Below are 17,027 nucleotides of genomic sequence, written 5' to 3'. Positions count from 1 at the left end.
ATCCGAAGTATAAAAACTTCGAATTTTAATATTCTTTTAGATTTCCGCGAAAGCGAAAATATCAATTTCATTTTTTTTAAGCTTTAATAGAGCAACCAATAGCTTTGGTTTCGGTTGGCGAAACCTCTTCGCCATTTAGCATTGCATCTACAGCATCTTCAACATACTTAGTGTTTACTGCCGAAGCATCTTTGTAGTTATCATCAATGGCTCCAATATATTCAACTATGTTTAAACCATCTCCTTTTTGTAAAATAAATACATGAGGTGTTTTAGTGGCTCCAAATTTTGGGTAAACACTTTGTGCTTCATCAATTAAGTATGGAAAAGTAAATCCTTTCTCTTTTGCACGTTGTTTCATGGCATCAAAATTATCACCTGGTTTTTTAACTGTATTATTTGGCATAATAGCAATTACTGGGTAACCTTTACTAGCATATTTATTGTTTAAGGCTATAATTCTGTCTTCGTACATAACAGCATAAGGACAAGTATTACAAGTAAATATGACGATAAAGCCTTTTGCGTCTTTATAATTTGCTAATGACACCATCTTTCCATCGATGTTTTTTAGCGAAAAATCTTCAGCCACATCACCAATTTTATAGCCCTCATCAATATTTGTACTGGCAATTGTAAAAGCACTTACGCTTAGCACAATTACTAATGCTGAAATTAATTTAATTGTTTTTTTCATATGTTTTTATTTTAAAAATGGGGTTATTTCCTTTTCTAGTTCTTCATAAGTAAACGATTGCTCAAAAAATTTGCGTTTATTATTTTTATAAACTATTGTTGCTGGTATTGACCCAGACCAACTTTTATCTACTTTAGGTATCCAAGAATTCATATCGGCATCATCTAAAGCAATCACTTTAGATTTTAATTGCTTCTCTTTTATAAATGGTTTTAATTTTTTTTCGTACAAATGCGGAAAATCTAAACTTACCAATATAACTTCTACATTTTTGTTTTTATAATACTCATTTAATTTTTCAAAATGTGGCAACTCTTTTACACAAGGTGCACACCAAGTTGCCCAAAAATTAATAACATAAACTTTGTCGTCTTTTTTATTTAAAAATTTTTCAAAACCTGAATAATCGTAAATTTCTAAATCAAAATTTTCAACATTATTATTACTAACAACTTCCTCTTTACTAGTTTTAATAACAATTTCAGTTTTCTTACTTTTATTGGCGCAACTAAATATTATTAGTATTGCAATAAATATTACATTAAATTTCATACCTATAAAATTAATTAATAGTTTCTTGCAAATATTATAGTTTAACAAACTTTTATGCAAAAAATGAACTAAAGTTTTGTGTAATACTTTTTTCATTTCTATATTTGACCAAGTTAAAAACAAAATAAATGAATACAATTTTAAATAATACTTGGTGGTGGAGCTTTTCAAACTTACGTTCGTGAAGTAAAAACCTAGTATATTTAAAACTTAAAATATCAAAAAGGCTTGTCATTCACGACAAGCCTTTTTTAATATAAAAACATGTATCAACTAACAACACATTACAAAAAAATTCTTGCAGATACGATTACCCCTGTAAGCATTTATCTTAAAATTAGGGATAAATATCCTAACAGTATTCTATTAGAAAGCAGTGATTATCATGCTAACGACAATAGTTTTTCATACATCTGTTTTAACCCCATAGCGTCAATTAAGGTTGAAAATGAAGTTATTTCTCAAACATTTCCTGATGGTAGTTCGGCATCAAAAAACATAAACAAAACTATTAAGGTATCAGAAGAAATTCATCAATTTACAAAACGATTTAAAGCTGATACTTCTGAAAAATTCAAATTTATTAACAATGGGATTTTTGGTTACATAGCTTATGATGCTGTTAGATATTTTGAAGATGTTGAGATTTCAAAAAAAGAGAACTCAATTAACATTCCTGATGTTTATTATGCTGTGTATCAAAATATCATTGCTATAAATCATTTTAAAAATGAAGCTTATATTTTTGCACATTGTTTTAATACGGAAAGCAACATTGATGAAATAGATCATTTAATAAAAGCCAGAAATTTTGCGTCTTATAATTTTGAATCTAGTGGAGAAATAACATCAAACTTAACAGACGATGAATATAAAAACCATGTTGAGTTAGCAAAGAAACATTGTGCGCGAGGTGATGTATTTCAATTAGTGTTATCAAAAAACTTTGCTCAAGAATTTAAAGGAGATGAGTTTAATGTATACAGAGCTTTACGAAGTATAAATCCATCACCTTACTTATTCTATTTTGATTATGGTAATTTTAAAATATTTGGAAGCTCGCCAGAAGCACAACTTATAGTTAGCGAAGGAAAAGCAGAGATTCACCCAATCGCAGGTACATTTAAACGTACTGGAAATGATTTAAAAGATGCCGAATTAGCAAAACAATTAGCGGTAGACGATAAAGAAAATGCAGAACACGTAATGCTGGTAGATTTAGCAAGAAATGATTTAAGTCGAAACGGGAACAATGTAACAGTAGACACTTATAGAGAGGTTCAGTTTTTTTCGCATGTCATCCATTTGGTAAGCAAAGTTACAGGACAAAAACATAAAAAAACTTCAACCATGCAAGTAGTTGCAGACACTTTTCCTGCCGGTACTTTAAGTGGTGCGCCAAAGCATCGCGCTATGCAACTTATAGAACAATACGAAAAAACAAGTCGTGCTTTTTATGGTGGTGCCATTGGGTTTATGGATTTTGAAGGCAACTTTAATCACGCTATAATGATTCGAACTTTTTTAAGTAAAAATCATAAACTACATTGGCAAGCGGGCGCAGGATTAGTATCTAAATCTAATCCAGAAAACGAGCTACAAGAAGTATATAATAAATTAGGAGCATTAACAAAAGCTATTAAATTAGCTGAAGATATTTAAAGATGACGAAAGTATTAGTTATAGATAATTACGATAGTTTTACTTACAATCTTGTACATTATTTAGAAGATTTAAACTGCGATGTTACCGTTGTTAGAAACGATAAATTACTATTAGAAGACGTTGAATCTTTCAGCAAAGTTGTACTATCTCCAGGCCCTGGTATTCCTGACGAAGCAGGTTTACTAAAAGCAATTATAAAAAAATATGCGCCAACAAAAAGCATTTTAGGTGTTTGCTTAGGGCAACAAGCCATTGGTGAAGTTTTCGGTGGTTCACTCATTAATTTAGATGAAGTTTATCATGGTGTTGCCACTAAAGTAAATATTACCGTTGATGATGAACTATTATTTAAAGGTTTAGAAAAAAACATCAAAGTAGGGCGTTACCACTCATGGGTAGTTAATTCAAATTTACCAGATTGCTTAGAAGCCACTTCTTTTGATGAAAACGGACAAGTCATGTCTTTACGGCATAGAGAATATGATGTAAAAGGCGTGCAATATCATCCAGAATCTGTACTAACTCCAAATGGAAAACAAATTCTTGAAAATTGGATCAATTCTTAGGCTATGAAACAATTACTTAACAGATTAATAAATCACGAAAACATCTCTAGCGAAGAAGCAAAACAAGTATTGGTTAACATCTCAAACGGCATGTATAATCAAAGTCAAATTGCTTCATTTCTAACCGTTTTTATGATGCGAAGTATAACACTTGAAGAACTTCAAGGTTTTAGAGATGCCCTTTTAGAATTATGCGTCCCCATCGATTTAAAAGACTTCAATGCTATTGATTTATGTGGAACTGGTGGCGACGGAAAAGATACTTTTAACATATCTACACTATCCTCTTTTGTATCTGCTGGGGCAGGCATAAAAGTTGCTAAACATGGTAATTATGGCGTGTCTTCTGCTTGCGGCTCGTCAAACGTTATGGAACATTTAGGAATTAAATTTTCAAACAACGAAGATTTTTTAAAACGTACTATAGATAAAGCAGGTATTTGTGTTTTACACGCGCCTTTATTTCATCCTGCTATGAAAAACGTAGCACCAATCCGTCGAGAATTAGGTGTAAAAACATTTTTTAATATGCTAGGTCCCATGGTAAATCCATCGTTTCCTAAAAATCAAATGGTTGGTGTTTTTAATCTAGAATTACAACGTTTGTATGGTTATTTATACCAACAAACCGATAAAAATTATAGTATTGTACATGCGTTAGATGGCTATGATGAAATATCTCTTACAGGAAAAACAAAAGTGATTTCAAATCATTCTGAAATCATGTTTTCACCTGAGGATTTAGGTATTTCACAAATAAAGCAAGAATCTATTTTTGGAGGTAACACCGTTGATGATGCCGCAAAAATATTTTTAAATGTCATTAGCGGAAAAGGAACCGAACCACAAAACCATGTTGTTTGTGCCAATGCCGGTTTAGCAATTGCTACTACAAAACAAATTAGCCATAAAGAAGGCTTTGAATTGGCTAAAAAATCATTGCTTTCAGGTAAAGCAAAAAAGAGTTTAGACACATTAATTGAATTGAGTAAATGAATATTCTAGATAAAATTGTTATTGACAAACGCGTAGAAGTTAATTTACGAAAAGGCTTAATTCCTATTTCTCAATTAGAACAATCTGTTTTATTTGAAAGAAAAAATATTTCACTTGCTGAAAAATTACGACAAAGTAGCTCAGGAATTATTGCAGAACACAAACGACGCTCACCTTCAAAATCTGTTATTAATAACACATTAAATGTTCAAGACGTAGCTAAAGGATATGAAAATGCTGGTGTTTGCGGTATGTCTGTTTTAACAGATGGCAAATATTTTGGTGGCTCTTTAGATGACTTACTCACGGCTCGCGCAAGTTGCAACCTACCTTTATTAAGAAAAGAATTCATTATTGATGAATATCAATTATTAGAAGCTAAAGCTTATGGAGCAGATGTTATTCTTTTAATTGCAGCAATTCTATCAAAAAACGAAATCAAGAAGTTCTCTGAATTTGCAAAAAGCCTAAATCTCGATGTACTTTTAGAAGTACATAACGTAGAAGAATTGCATAAATCTATCATGCCAAGTTTAGACATGTTAGGTGTTAACAATAGAAACTTAAAAACCTTTGATGTTAGCTTAGAAACTAGCAAAACATTAAGCAAACTTATTCCAGATGATTTTGTAAAAGTATCTGAAAGTGGCATTAGCAATATTGAATCTATCAAAGAATTACAGCTTTATGGCTACCAAGGATTTTTAATAGGTGAAAACTTTATGAAAACAGATAATCCAGGAGCAAGTGCAACCAAGTTTATTAAAACCTTAAAAAAATGAAATTAAAGGTTTGCGGAATGAAATATCAAGAAAACATTGAACAAGTTGCAGCATTGCAACCCGATTATCTTGGATTTATTTTTTATGAAAAATCTGCAAGGAATTTTAATGCAAACCATATTCCAAAATTACCAAAATCAATAAAAAAAACAGGTGTTTTTGTTGATGCAGAATTAGATTTCGTATTAGAAAAAATAAACACCCATAATTTACAGGCAGTTCAATTACACGGTAGTGAATCACCAGAATATTGTAATGCATTACGTCATGCTGAACTCGTTTCAGCATCACATCAAATCGAAATAATCAAAGTATTTTCAATCAAAGACGAATTCAATTTCGAATCATTAAAACCGTATGAAAATGTTTGCGATTATTTTTTATTCGATACCAAAGGAAAATTACCAGGGGGCAACGGCTATACATTTGATTGGAATGTTTTAAACGATTACCCATCAACTAAACCTTTCTTTTTAAGTGGAGGTATTGGGTTAAAGCAAATTGAATACATTAAAAAATTTCAACAAAGTAAAGCTTCAAAATATTGTTACGCTTTAGACGTGAATAGTAAATTTGAAATAGAACCTGGATTAAAAAATATTGAAGATTTAAAAGAATTTAAAAAACATTTGTCATTCCGCACTTGATGCAGAATCCATTATAAATAGAAACAATAATTAAACAGATTCCCTCCTTCGAGGGAATGACATAAATTATGAATTACAACGTAAACGAAAAAGGCTATTACGGCGAATTTGGAGGCGCATTCATCCCCGAAATGCTATATCCAAATGTAGAAGAGTTACGCCAAAACTATTTGAAGGTTATGGCAGAACCCAGTTTTCAAAAGGAGTTTAACCAACTTCTAAAAGATTATGTAGGTCGCCCTTCGCCACTCTATTTTGCAAAACGCCTTTCAGAAAAATATAACACCAAAATATATTTAAAACGCGAAGATTTAAATCATACTGGTGCACATAAAATAAACAATACCATTGGGCAAATCCTTATGGCAAAACGTTTGGGCAAAACCAGAATTATTGCCGAAACTGGCGCAGGACAACACGGTGTTGCAACTGCTACCGTTTGCGCATTAATGGGACTTGAATGCATTGTTTATATGGGCGAAATTGATATTGCACGACAAGCGCCAAACGTGGCCAGAATGAAAATGCTCGGAGCTAAAGTAGTTCCTGCGCTGTCTGGAAGTCGCACCCTAAAAGACGCCACCAACGAAGCTATTCGAGATTGGATTAACAACCCCGTAAACACACATTACATTATCGGTTCAGCTATTGGCCCGCATCCCTATCCAGATATGGTAACACGTTTTCAAGCTGTGATTTCGGAAGAAATTAAATGGCAACTTAAAGAGCACGAAGGCAGAGAAAATCCAGATTATGTAGTAGCCTGTATTGGCGGTGGCAGTAATGCAGCTGGTACCTATTATCATTATTTACATGAAAAAGATGTAAAAATAATAGCAGTTGAAGCCGCTGGTTTAGGTGTAGATTCTGGCGAAAGCGCAGCAACATCTGTTTTAGGGAAAGAAGGTATTATCCACGGTTGCAAAACACTTTTAATGCAAACTAACGACGGACAAATTACCGAACCGTATTCCATTTCGGCAGGATTAGATTATCCGGGTGTTGGCCCCATGCATGCGCATTTGTGCAAAACAGAGCGTGCAGAATTCATGGCCATTACAGATGATGATGCAATGAAAGCAGGCTTAGAATTATGCAAATTAGAAGGCATCATTCCGGCTATTGAAAGTTCGCACGCTTTAGCTATTTTCGAGCAGAAAACCTTTAAACCAAACGATGTTATTGTAGTAAGTTTATCTGGGCGTGGCGATAAAGATTTAGAGAATTACATTGATTATTTTAAGATTTAGAATTATGGCGTTACCACAAGGGTCGGGCTTTCTGCTATGTTTTTTTTGCAAAAAAGCAAAAGGATACCGCATCAATCCCTAACGCAAAACCAGAACTAGTTTAAAATTAAGAATTAAGAATTAAGAAAGCTATAAATTTGAGATTAGAAAATAAAATAACAAAAGAAAAGTCCTAAATCAATTCGCATAATTGAAAGCCAAGGTGCAGAATAGATGAAGAAAAGCTCCGAGAACAGGAGAACAAAGTTCGACGCGGAGTTTTCAAATCGGTTTTCATCCCTACAAAATCGGGATGAAAAATTCCTCGGCTTGGACTTGATTTTTTGGTTCGTTTTGTATCAAGACAAAATGAACAGAAAGAAATAAAAAAAGATTAACTAAAAACAGATTCCTGCCTTCGCAGGAATAACAAAAATGAATAGAATAAATCAAAAATTACAAGAAAACAAAAAATTACTATCCATATACTTTACGGCAGGTTATCCAAACATCAACAATACCGTTTCAATCATTCAAGATTTAGAAAAAAACGGGGTCGATATGATAGAAATAGGCTTACCATTTAGCGACCCATTAGCCGATGGCCCAACTATTCAAGCGAGTTCTACTCAAGCTTTGCAAAATGGTATGACTACCGAGGTGCTTTTTAATCAACTAAAAGATATAAGAAGAACTGTTAGTATTCCGCTAATTATAATGGGCTATTTTAATCCTATGTTTCAATATGGGGTTGAGGCTTTTTGTAAAAAATGTCAAGAAATAGGTATAGATGGTTTAATTATTCCTGACTTACCTGTTGATGTGTATCATGATGAATATCAAGCTATTTTTGAGAAATACGGATTAATAAATGTATTCTTAATTACACCTCAAACCAGTGACGAACGTATTAGATATATTGACTCTATTTCAAACGGATTTATTTATATGGTTAGTAGTGCTAGCACCACGGGGGCTCAATCTGGTTTTGGAGATGAGCAAACACAGTACTTTAAACGCATTGCAGATATGAATTTAAGCAACCCTCAAATTATAGGTTTCGGAATAAGTAATAATGAAACTTTTACTCAAGCTACGCAATATGCAAAAGGCGCTATTATTGGGAGTGCTTTTGTAAAGCATGTTACAAATGAAGGTGTTAATAGTATTGATAAATTTGTAGATTCAATCTTAAATTAATGGCTTTAAACATTGTTTTAATAGAACCCGAAATCCCTAACAACACAGGAAACATTGGCCGATTAGCTTTAGGCTCTGGATGTAATTTACATCTAGTAAAACCTTTTGGCTTTGAAATTGATGATTCGCGGTTAAAACGTGCTGGTTTAGATTATTGGCAACATTTATCTGTTACGTATTATGATAGTATCGAACAATTCCTCGAAATAAATAAAGATGAAAACATGGTGTTTTTATCAAGCCATGGCACGCAAAACCATTGGGATATCCCATTTGGGGATAATATGTTTTTAGTTTTCGGAAAAGAATCGGTTGGTTTACCAAAATCTATTACAAAAATACATCCTGATAAATTATATAAAATACCTCTGTATAGCAAGCATGTAAGAAGTTTGAATTTAGCAAATGCAGTAAGTATTGTAGTTTATGAAGGCTTGAAACACTAACTCTAGTAAGATTTACAACTATGAAACTAGCAACAACATTTATTTTTGGATGCCTTTTATTAATTCTCTTTGGATGTGACAAACAAATTGAAGAAGGTGTTATGAAAAGTGACCTCACAAAAGATGTTGAAATGATCACCGATTATGGCACTATTATTATGCGCTTATCTGATGAAACACCAATGCATCGCAATAATTTTATCAAACTAGTAAGTCAAAAATTTTATGATAGTATCGCTTTTCATCGGGTACTTGAAAATTTTGTTATTCAAGGAGGAAATCCAACAACAAAACCTTCCGAAGTATTCAAAGGGGATGGAGATCCAGAATTATCGTATACTATTGAAGCAGAAATTAAACCTAATCTATTTCACAAACGTGGTGCTTTAGGTGCTGCGAGAACAGGACATATATTCAATCGGAATCGTTTATCAAGTGGATTTCAATTTTATATCGTACAAAGAGGCCCTTATGTTGACAGCACATTAAACATTGCTTTAGAAAAAATTAATAAACAAATAGCGTTTAATAATGTAATTAATATACCAACAATAAGTACGGATATAGATGAATACGTAAATTTGAAAGAAAAATTAGATCTGTTAAACAAGGAAAATTATACCGAAAAAGATACATTATTACTCAATTCTCTAAAAAGTAAGATTGACTTATACAATATTGATTCGTTAGCAAATAATGAATTTGAAACCATAAAGAAATATGAGCTTCCCGAGGCTCATCGTGAAGTTTATAAAACTATTGGAGGAGCACCACACTTAGATCAAAATTACACCATTTTTGGAGAGGTAGTTAAAGGAATGAATATCGTTGATAGTATTGCAGGAATAAAAACAAATGATGATGGCAAACCAATTAATGATGTACGAATAATATCTGGAAGAATGATTAAAAGAATATCATATTAAAAACAAAACATTCTTAATAACGCTAAACCAAAATTCGAAATTTTACTGATTATTCTTCAACATCTTCAAGTACATATTCTCTACTTTAGTTCTTGCCCAAGGCGTACGTCGTAAAAATTTTAAGCTAGATTTTACCGAAGGACTATCTGTAAAACATTTAATTTTAATGGTATACCCCATATATTCCCAACCGTAATGCACAACCAAATCGTTTATAATTTGCTCTAATTTTATACCGTGTAATGGATTGTTGGGTTGCGTTTCCATTTATAAATCTGAAACTAATTTTTTAATCTTTACTGCCTTTTCAAAATGGTCTAACTTTTCGGTTAAAATCCACCACGTTGCAGCTTCCATTAACAATTCTGGGTCATCATTTTTATTAGCAAAAAAAGCATAAAATGATAAACCAACATTTGTTCCCTTTTGTTCTATTTTACGATTACAAACTTCAATAATTTTTTCTTTTAAAAAATTCCTCATAACAATTAACGTCTATTATTATTGGAGTTTCTGTCGTTACTACGTTTTGGACGTCTAGAATTATTACTTTTTTGTCCGCTAGAATTTGAGTTTCTTGAATTTGAATTATTTCTAGATCTATTTCCTCCTTGACGTTGTTGTTTTTTTTCAGGTTTAGTAGATGCATTTGGATCAGGCTCAAAACCTTCCATAATTTCCACAGGAAGTTTTATATCTATAAGTTTTTCAATGTCTCGCAAGTAAGTCGTTTCATCTGCACTAACTAAAGAAATAGCTTCTCCACTAGCACCTGCTCTACCAGTTCTACCAATTCTATGTACATAATCTTCAGAGATATTTGGCAATTCAAAATTTACTACATGGGGTAATAACGGAATATCTAAACCACGAGCTGCAATATCGGTTGCTACCAAAACGCGAACGCTTCCACTTTTAAAACCTGCTAATGCTTTCGTTCTTGCGCCTTGACTTTTGTTTCCGTGAATTGCTGCAGCCGTAATTCCTGCACTAACCATCTTTTTACAAAGATTATTTGCACCATGTTTTGTTCTAGTAAATACTAAAACTTGTTTCCAATTGCCATCAGAAATCAATTTAATAATCAATCCTGCTTTTAAACCTTTGGCAACTCGATATATTTTCTGACTAATAGCATCAACAGTAGTATTTTCTGGAGTAGCTTCAACTTGTATAGGCTGATTTAAAATCCCATGCGCTAGTTTTCTAATATCTTTTGAAAACGTTGCCGAAAACATCAAATTTTGACGTTTTTCTGGCATCATTTTCATAATACGTTCAATATCACGTAAAAAACCCATATCTAACATTCTATCTGCTTCATCTAAAACCAAAATCTCTATGCGTTTTAACGATAGTAATCCTTGATTTTGCAAATCTAATAAACGTCCTGGGGTCGCTACTAAAATATCTATACCTTGACGAATGGTTGCTGCTTGTGGTTTTTGGTTTACGCCTCCAAAAATAACGGCACTTCTTAAATTTAAAAACTCGCTGTACTCTTTAACATTAGCATAAACTTGAGCTGCTAATTCACGCGTTGGTGTTAAAATTAAAGCGCGAATGGGTCTAAATTTCTCTTTTGGATTTTCAGAAAGTATATGCAAAAGTGGTAATGTGAAACCTGCTGTTTTCCCTGTTCCTGTTTGCGCCGAGGCTAAAACATCTCTCCCTTCTAAAATAGGTGGAATTGCTTTTTCTTGAATTGGACTTGGGGTTGTGTATCCTTTTTTGCTAATAGCTTTTAGCAAGGCTTCGGATAAGCCTAAAGAGTTAAATGACATATATTGTGTTTGATAAGTCCGTTTTGGACTATTGAGATGACAATCTATAAATTACATACCACCTCTTTTTTATTAAGCGGCAAAGGTACAGCTTATTTTCTGCTTGCTCATAAATACTTTTGGTTGTTATAGAAAATTGGTAACTTCGTTTGCTATAATCTATAGAAAAAATTAAAAACATAGATATGAATAGATCTTTTTTTGCAATACTCTTATTAATGTTATTTTTTTTATCCTGTAAAACAGATAGCAAGCGTGCAGTTAGTGCTAGCCATACAACAAAAATTGCTTTTGGCTCTTGTGGTCATCAAACAGACGAGTTAACCATCTTTAATAACATCGTTAATCATAATCCTGATTTATTTATTTTTTTAGGCGATAATATTTATGGTGATACAAAAAACATGGATACACTTAAGTATAAGTATAATTTATTAGGCACAAAACCAACTTATAAAAATTTAAAGAAAAACACACCCATTCTTGCCACTTGGGATGACCATGATTTTGGTTGGAATGATGCCGGAAAAGAATATCCTTTTAAAGAAGAATCAAAAGACATTTTTTTAGATTTTTTTGAAGAACCTGATTCCTCTTCTAGAAGACAACATAAAGGCATTTATCATTCTTACAGCTATGATTATGGTGAAAACAAGTTGCAAATTATTTTATTGGACGGGCGAACATTTCGTGATAGTTTATTGTCCTATAATGGTGAAAAAGATAATGAAAGAAGATTCGGTTTTTATGGTAAAGACTATACGCCTCATACAACTAATGATGCCACTCTATTAGGAGAAGAACAATGGATTTGGTTAGAAAAAGAATTACAAAAACCAGCAGATATACGAATAATAGGAACAGGAACACAATTTGGAATTGAATGGAATGGCTATGAAGCTTGGGCTAATTTTCCGCATGAGCAAGAGCGTGTGTTAAATTTGATTAGGTCAACCAAAGCCAATGGTGTTTTATTTATTTCTGGTGATGTACATTACTCAGAAATTTCAAAATTAGAGACAGACTTTTATCCTATATACGACTTTACATCGAGCGGGCTCTCTTCTACTTGGCACTTTGCAACACCAAACAATAACAGAATAGAAGGTCCGATAATGGATAATCATTTTGGGTTAATCACAATTAATTGGAATAAAAATAATACAGATCTTAAGATGGAAACTTGGGATATTAACGATAATCAAAGAATAGAATACACTGTAAAACTTAAAGACATAACAGCTTTTTAGCAAAAAACACTAAAGAAAATCCCGATACTGCATCACTCTAAAATCAAAAGTATTGAATTTGGGGTTTTTAGCTTTTAATTGTTTGTAAAGTGGTAATCTACTTATAGAAATATTTGCTGCACCCGAACCTGAAGTTAATGACACAGTTTTGATTATTCTTATTGAGGTTTCGACTGCGCTCAACCTGACAGGTAGTTTAAATTTATGGATTCGTGGCACTTCATTATTCACCAATTCTAATTTAATATTGTAATCTTTTATATGTTTTCTAAAAAAATATTCTGGTCCGTTTTTACTATTTCCGCCAGTAAATAATAAAGTATCAATATTTGGGTATTGCTTTAAGTAACCAATAACATCGCGCAGTTTAATGTTTTGCATCCCTAAATCGGAAGCGTCAATCTTTTTGCGTTCTGCACTTTCAACAATATCGCAAACACCTATTTTGTGTTGTATTAAGAATTGTTTACGTTCTTCAATAGCTTCGTTGGAGGTATCGTATCGCAACTTTAAATTATGAATTTTATCAATAAATAACCACAGTGAATTGTAATAACTTCCGTAACAAAAATCGACGTCTTTTTCTAAAAGTTCGCCTGTCGAAAATCGAGGTGGTGGCAATGTACCCACTATTAATTTAGTCGTATCTTTTTGAATAAATGGTTTGTATGGGTGTTTGTGTTTAAACATATTGTCATTCCTGCAAAGGCAGGAATCTTATTAATTGAAACTATTATAAAAAATGGATTCCTGACTACGCAGGAATGACAGACAAATAATTTGTTCAAAACTATAAAATTTTGTATTTTCAAAATTAAGTTTAATAAAATGGGTTTCCCACTTTCGTGGGAATAAAATTATGGGAAAAGGCGATAAAAAAACAAAACGGGGTAAAATAAACAGAGGTACTTTTGGTGCTAGACGACCAAGAATTAAAAAGAAACCATCAATTGAAACCAAAATTAATGTTGGCAATAAAGCACAGCCTAAATAAAAATTAACTATTATTCATAGTAGTTAACAGCTTTTCAACGTCTTGTATGGTTGCTTTAAATAATCTTTTATTGGGTTTAGTCATGTGTTGAGATTCTGTTTGTATTTCTTCTAAAATATCTTTGGCTTCTGCTTCTTTTTGTCTGCTTATTAAAAATTTAGCCAATACTAAGCGTTCGTTATAAAATGAATAGCGAATATCGATGGCTCTTAAATTGGTTTCAGCAGCTTCAAACTCTCCAAGTTTTTCTAAAGCTAAACCGTATAAAAATTGTGATTTCGATTTTTTAAACTCAGAGTGTTCTTTTATTTTTTCGGCATATAAAACAACATTTTTATAATTTTCAATATTAAAATAAGCTTTAATTAATTGTATAATTACATAAAAATCATTTTGCATATTTCCTTCTAAAGCTTCTAAATAATGAGGAATAGCACTATTATAATCTTTAATCTCTAAATAAGCATCGGCTAAATTAACTCGGTTTTGATAGGATTCTGAAAACTGAAGCTGTTTCTCTAAATCATTAATTTTTTTAGTTGGATTTATAATATGTGTGATTTCACTAGTAATTTTTTCTGCATCGCGTTTATTATAAACCTGAGTTATTAAGTATATGATACAACCAATAAGTGACAAAAATATAATTACAAAAACCCAATAATAAGGTCTTCTGTTTTTATATAGATGGTAAACACAAAATACTTGAAGCGCAATTATTAAATAGTAAACCATCAAATTATCGGATAAAAACAAGTTCGGTTTCTGTACTCATAGGTTCGCTAAAATTATAGCCTTCGTAATTAAATGCTTTTAAATCATCTATAGTTTTTGCATTGGTATCTATAACATAACGTGCCATAAAACCGCGTGCTTGTTTAGCAAACGTCATAATCATTTTATACTCACCGTTTTTAAAATCTTTAAAATTAGCAGTAATTACTGGCACTTTTAACGCTTTAATATCTATGGCTTTAAAATACTCGTTGCTTGCTAAATTTAAAAACAACTCATCGTCTTGCAATTCTTCATTTAATGCCTCAGTAATGGTTTTTCGCCAAAACTCATAGAGGTTTTTATTTTTACCCACAGGGAATTTTGTTCCCATTTCTAAACGATACGGTTGTATTAAATCGGTTGGTTTTAACAAGCCGTACAACCCCGAAATAATACGCACGGTATTTTGAAGCGTTTCTATTTTTTCTTTTGGAATATTATAAGCATCCAAACCTCTATACACATCGCCACTAAAAGCATAAATAGCTTGTCGCGCATTATTTTTTGTAAAAGGGAGTTGCCAATTTTGATTGCGCTCGTAATTTAATTGCCCTAAATTATCTGAAATTTTCATAAGCTTAGATAAGCTTTTTGCCGATTTTTTTTTGAGCAATTTATTTAAACGTTCAGCTTGTTTTAAAAAACAAGCTTCGGTAACATAATGTATTGGTATTTGGGTTTCAAAATCTAGAGATTTTGCTGGTGATAAAACAAGCTTCATTGACAATGCATTTATATAAAATCAAATTTACAATTACTAATTTACATTTAAAATGTAAGTTAACAATTATTTACAATGTCGTTATAAATGGAATTGATATTCTTGACTTTGCCAGAAAAAAGCGATACCTTCGTTTAACATCCGATAAAGTTCATTGAAACGGAACTTTATCTTTCCATTGTGCGTCATTCTGAAAAAACCACCATTCTATTAATGAACTATCAAACATTCCAACCGCATCCAGATTTAGAATCCCTTGTAAGTTGTTACTGGACTTTAGAAGCTCCTGCCGAAAAGGATGTAAAAAGACAGCGTATTATACCTGATGGTTGTATTGAAATGGCATTTATTCTTGGAGATGATATAAAGCGATATACTTCTCAAAATGAATTTATCCTACAACCTCGTGCAATGGTACTAGGACAAACCATTGAACCATTTTATATTAAACCAACAGGTTACGTCAATACATTTGCAATTAGATTTTACCCTTATGGGTTTGCCAACTTCGTAACAATACCTATTAAAAATTTAGCAAATAAAGAAACACCAATAGAATTATTGTTTGAAAAAAACACTGCTAAAGAATTAGAGCAAAAAATAATTCAAGCAACAGACAGTAAACAACGAATTGAAATCGTAGAAAACTTTCTTTTAGGTAAGCTAAATGAAAAACCCACTATTGACAACATTGTAAAAATGACAATTGACGCCCTTTTGTTAACAAAGGGAAGTGCTTCGATAAGCACAATCCTTAAAGAAGACTTATCCAAAAGAAGACAACTCGAAAGAAATTTTATAAAACAAATTGGTGTTAGCCCAAAACAGTTAGGTAAAGTAATCCGGTTACAAACTGCCTTAAAAATGTTGCTGAACAAAAAAACAGAAAACCTAACTAGCATTGCGTATGAAAGTGAATATTTCGACCAAGCACATTTTACTAAAGACTTTAAGGAGTTTACCGGAATTAACCCAAAAGAGTTTTTAGGCAATGAAAGTATGGCTCTTTCTACTCTTTTCTACAAATAGATAGCTTGTCGCATTTTTACAATTTTAGCTTTCGTAGGTAATCGAAATTTGTATTGTCAATCTAAATAGGACAATATGAATAAGATGATACTATATACTGCCTTAATACTATCCTTTAGTATTATCACTTGCAATAGTCAAACCAAATCTGATTCCGAAAAGCAACAGGGTGATTTAAACATAACACAAACAACAAACCATATGAAAAGTTTTATTTCCATTTTTGAAATTCCAGCTACAGAAATCTCACGAGCGGTCGATTTTTATCAAGCAATTTTAGACATTAACATTGAAAAAATGGATATACCAGAAATGCAAATGGGTATATTTCCATATGAAGGACAAATGGTTACAGGTGTTATTATAAAAGGGGAAGGTTACCAACCTTCGGCTGATGGAGTAACCATATATCTAAATGGCGGAGACAATCTTCAAATTATTCTGGATAAGGTTGAGAGAAATGGAGGAAAAATCATTGTTCCAAAAACCCTTCACGCAGATGAAAGTGGATATTTCGGAATATTTCTTGATTCGGAAGGGAATAAAATTGGTCTGCACTCTCCAAACTAAACCAAAAAAAAAAAAAAACGAACCTCTCAAAAAAAGCAACTTCATTTATAAACATCTGCTTAGCAAATAAGTACGTTAAGGATTGTAGCCCTTCTATTCCGCTCAAGACAAACTCAAGCTTACCCTTGTGGTAACGTCCAAATACTAATTATTAAATTATTTGATAAGATACAGAAACAACACTTCAACTTCGCTC

The 17,027-nt window shown here is 32.1% G+C and carries 21 protein-coding genes; 13 read left to right on the top strand and 8 right to left on the bottom strand.

The features are described 5' to 3' along the window. Positions 1 to 76: 76 nt before the first annotated feature. Entirely contained in the window at positions 77 to 697 is a 621-nt protein-coding gene (locus RG22_RS12545; RefSeq protein ID WP_034043800.1) for a thioredoxin family protein, read from the bottom strand. Positions 698 to 703: 6 nt separating this feature from the next. Further along, positions 704 to 1,249 (bottom strand): TlpA disulfide reductase family protein, encoded by a 546-nt coding sequence (locus tag RG22_RS12540; protein WP_034046050.1) that lies wholly within the window; start codon positions 1,247 to 1,249, stop codon positions 704 to 706. Positions 1,250 to 1,513: 264 nt separating this feature from the next. Between RG22_RS12540 and RG22_RS12535 the strand changes: the two genes are divergently transcribed. The 9 genes from RG22_RS12535 to RG22_RS12495 all read left to right on the top strand — a co-directional run bounded on the left by RG22_RS12535 (position 1,514) and on the right by RG22_RS12495 (position 9,706). Next, positions 1,514 to 2,911: an anthranilate synthase component I family protein gene (locus RG22_RS12535; protein WP_034043797.1), complete on the top strand. Its 1,398-nt coding sequence runs from the start codon at positions 1,514 to 1,516 to the stop codon at positions 2,909 to 2,911. Between the two features lie 2 nt (positions 2,912 to 2,913). Continuing rightward, entirely contained in the window at positions 2,914 to 3,480 is a 567-nt protein-coding gene (locus tag RG22_RS12530) for an anthranilate synthase component II (RefSeq protein WP_034043794.1), read from the top strand. Positions 3,481 to 3,483: 3 nt separating this feature from the next. Continuing rightward, complete coding sequence (gene trpD / locus RG22_RS12525; RefSeq protein WP_034043791.1) at positions 3,484 to 4,476, top strand: anthranilate phosphoribosyltransferase; 993 nt, start codon at positions 3,484 to 3,486, stop codon at positions 4,474 to 4,476. Next, entirely contained in the window at positions 4,473 to 5,258 is a 786-nt protein-coding gene (trpC, locus tag RG22_RS12520) for an indole-3-glycerol phosphate synthase TrpC (RefSeq protein WP_034043788.1), read from the top strand. Before trpD ends, trpC begins: the two co-directional genes overlap by 4 nt. Beyond that, positions 5,255 to 5,905, top strand: coding sequence for a phosphoribosylanthranilate isomerase (locus RG22_RS12515; protein WP_034043785.1), 651 nt, complete (start codon positions 5,255 to 5,257; stop codon positions 5,903 to 5,905). Before trpC ends, RG22_RS12515 begins: the two co-directional genes overlap by 4 nt. 68 nt (positions 5,906 to 5,973) lie before the next feature. Next, positions 5,974 to 7,155 carry a tryptophan synthase subunit beta gene (trpB, locus tag RG22_RS12510; RefSeq protein ID WP_034043782.1) on the top strand — a complete coding sequence of 394 codons (1,182 nt, stop codon included), beginning with the start codon at positions 5,974 to 5,976 and terminating at the stop codon, positions 7,153 to 7,155. A 414-nt stretch (positions 7,156 to 7,569) separates the two neighbouring features. After that, complete coding sequence (gene trpA / locus RG22_RS12505) at positions 7,570 to 8,334, top strand: tryptophan synthase subunit alpha (RefSeq protein WP_034043780.1); 765 nt, start codon at positions 7,570 to 7,572, stop codon at positions 8,332 to 8,334. Beyond that, positions 8,334 to 8,780: a tRNA (cytidine(34)-2'-O)-methyltransferase gene (locus tag RG22_RS12500; RefSeq protein ID WP_034043777.1), complete on the top strand. Its 447-nt coding sequence runs from the start codon at positions 8,334 to 8,336 to the stop codon at positions 8,778 to 8,780. Before trpA ends, RG22_RS12500 begins: the two co-directional genes overlap by 1 nt. 20 nt (positions 8,781 to 8,800) lie before the next feature. Then, positions 8,801 to 9,706: a peptidylprolyl isomerase gene (locus tag RG22_RS12495; RefSeq protein ID WP_034043774.1), complete on the top strand. Its 906-nt coding sequence runs from the start codon at positions 8,801 to 8,803 to the stop codon at positions 9,704 to 9,706. Positions 9,707 to 9,748: 42 nt separating this feature from the next. Here the strand turns inward: RG22_RS12495 and RG22_RS12490 are convergent, their stop codons facing one another. Genes RG22_RS12490 through RG22_RS12480 form a run of 3 tightly spaced genes read right to left on the bottom strand, consistent with a single transcriptional unit; the run spans position 9,749 to position 11,490 of the window. Then, positions 9,749 to 9,973, bottom strand: coding sequence for a VF530 family protein (locus RG22_RS12490; RefSeq protein WP_034043771.1), 225 nt, complete (start codon positions 9,971 to 9,973; stop codon positions 9,749 to 9,751). After that, on the bottom strand, positions 9,974 to 10,189 hold the full coding sequence (locus tag RG22_RS12485) for a DUF6500 family protein (protein WP_034043768.1): 216 nt from the start codon (positions 10,187 to 10,189) through the stop codon (positions 9,974 to 9,976). A 5-nt stretch (positions 10,190 to 10,194) separates the two neighbouring features. Further along, positions 10,195 to 11,490, bottom strand: coding sequence for a DEAD/DEAH box helicase (locus tag RG22_RS12480; RefSeq protein ID WP_034043766.1), 1,296 nt, complete (start codon positions 11,488 to 11,490; stop codon positions 10,195 to 10,197). Positions 11,491 to 11,675: 185 nt separating this feature from the next. On the opposite strand from RG22_RS12480, the gene RG22_RS12475 reads away from it, so the two are divergent. Beyond that, positions 11,676 to 12,740, top strand: a complete 1,065-nt coding sequence (locus RG22_RS12475) for an alkaline phosphatase D family protein (protein WP_081997722.1) — start codon at positions 11,676 to 11,678, stop codon at positions 12,738 to 12,740. Between the two features lie 9 nt (positions 12,741 to 12,749). Here the strand turns inward: RG22_RS12475 and RG22_RS12470 are convergent, their stop codons facing one another. Next, positions 12,750 to 13,430, bottom strand: coding sequence for a uracil-DNA glycosylase family protein (locus tag RG22_RS12470; RefSeq protein ID WP_034043764.1), 681 nt, complete (start codon positions 13,428 to 13,430; stop codon positions 12,750 to 12,752). Between the two features lie 169 nt (positions 13,431 to 13,599). Between RG22_RS12470 and RG22_RS17690 the strand changes: the two genes are divergently transcribed. Further along, on the top strand, positions 13,600 to 13,734 hold the full coding sequence (locus RG22_RS17690) for a 30S ribosomal protein THX (RefSeq protein WP_081997721.1): 135 nt from the start codon (positions 13,600 to 13,602) through the stop codon (positions 13,732 to 13,734). A 3-nt stretch (positions 13,735 to 13,737) separates the two neighbouring features. Here the strand turns inward: RG22_RS17690 and RG22_RS12465 are convergent, their stop codons facing one another. Next, entirely contained in the window at positions 13,738 to 14,469 is a 732-nt protein-coding gene (locus RG22_RS12465; RefSeq protein WP_156113383.1) for a hypothetical protein, read from the bottom strand. Positions 14,470 to 14,473: 4 nt separating this feature from the next. Beyond that, positions 14,474 to 15,232, bottom strand: coding sequence for a peroxide stress protein YaaA (gene yaaA / locus RG22_RS12460; RefSeq protein WP_034043760.1), 759 nt, complete (start codon positions 15,230 to 15,232; stop codon positions 14,474 to 14,476). A gap of 213 nt (positions 15,233 to 15,445) precedes the next feature. On the opposite strand from yaaA, the gene RG22_RS12455 reads away from it, so the two are divergent. Continuing rightward, complete coding sequence (locus RG22_RS12455) at positions 15,446 to 16,261, top strand: AraC family transcriptional regulator (RefSeq protein WP_034043758.1); 816 nt, start codon at positions 15,446 to 15,448, stop codon at positions 16,259 to 16,261. 84 nt (positions 16,262 to 16,345) lie between these two features. Then, on the top strand, positions 16,346 to 16,831 hold the full coding sequence (locus RG22_RS12450) for a VOC family protein (RefSeq protein WP_244462149.1): 486 nt from the start codon (positions 16,346 to 16,348) through the stop codon (positions 16,829 to 16,831). Positions 16,832 to 17,027 lie beyond the last annotated feature (196 nt).

Source organism: Wocania ichthyoenteri Th78 (genome assembly GCF_000789235.1).
Lineage (GTDB): Bacteria > Bacteroidota > Bacteroidia > Flavobacteriales > Flavobacteriaceae > Wocania_A > Wocania_A ichthyoenteri.
Note: the sequence above shows the minus strand (reverse complement) of the source record. Positions and strands in the feature narration are given on the sequence as shown.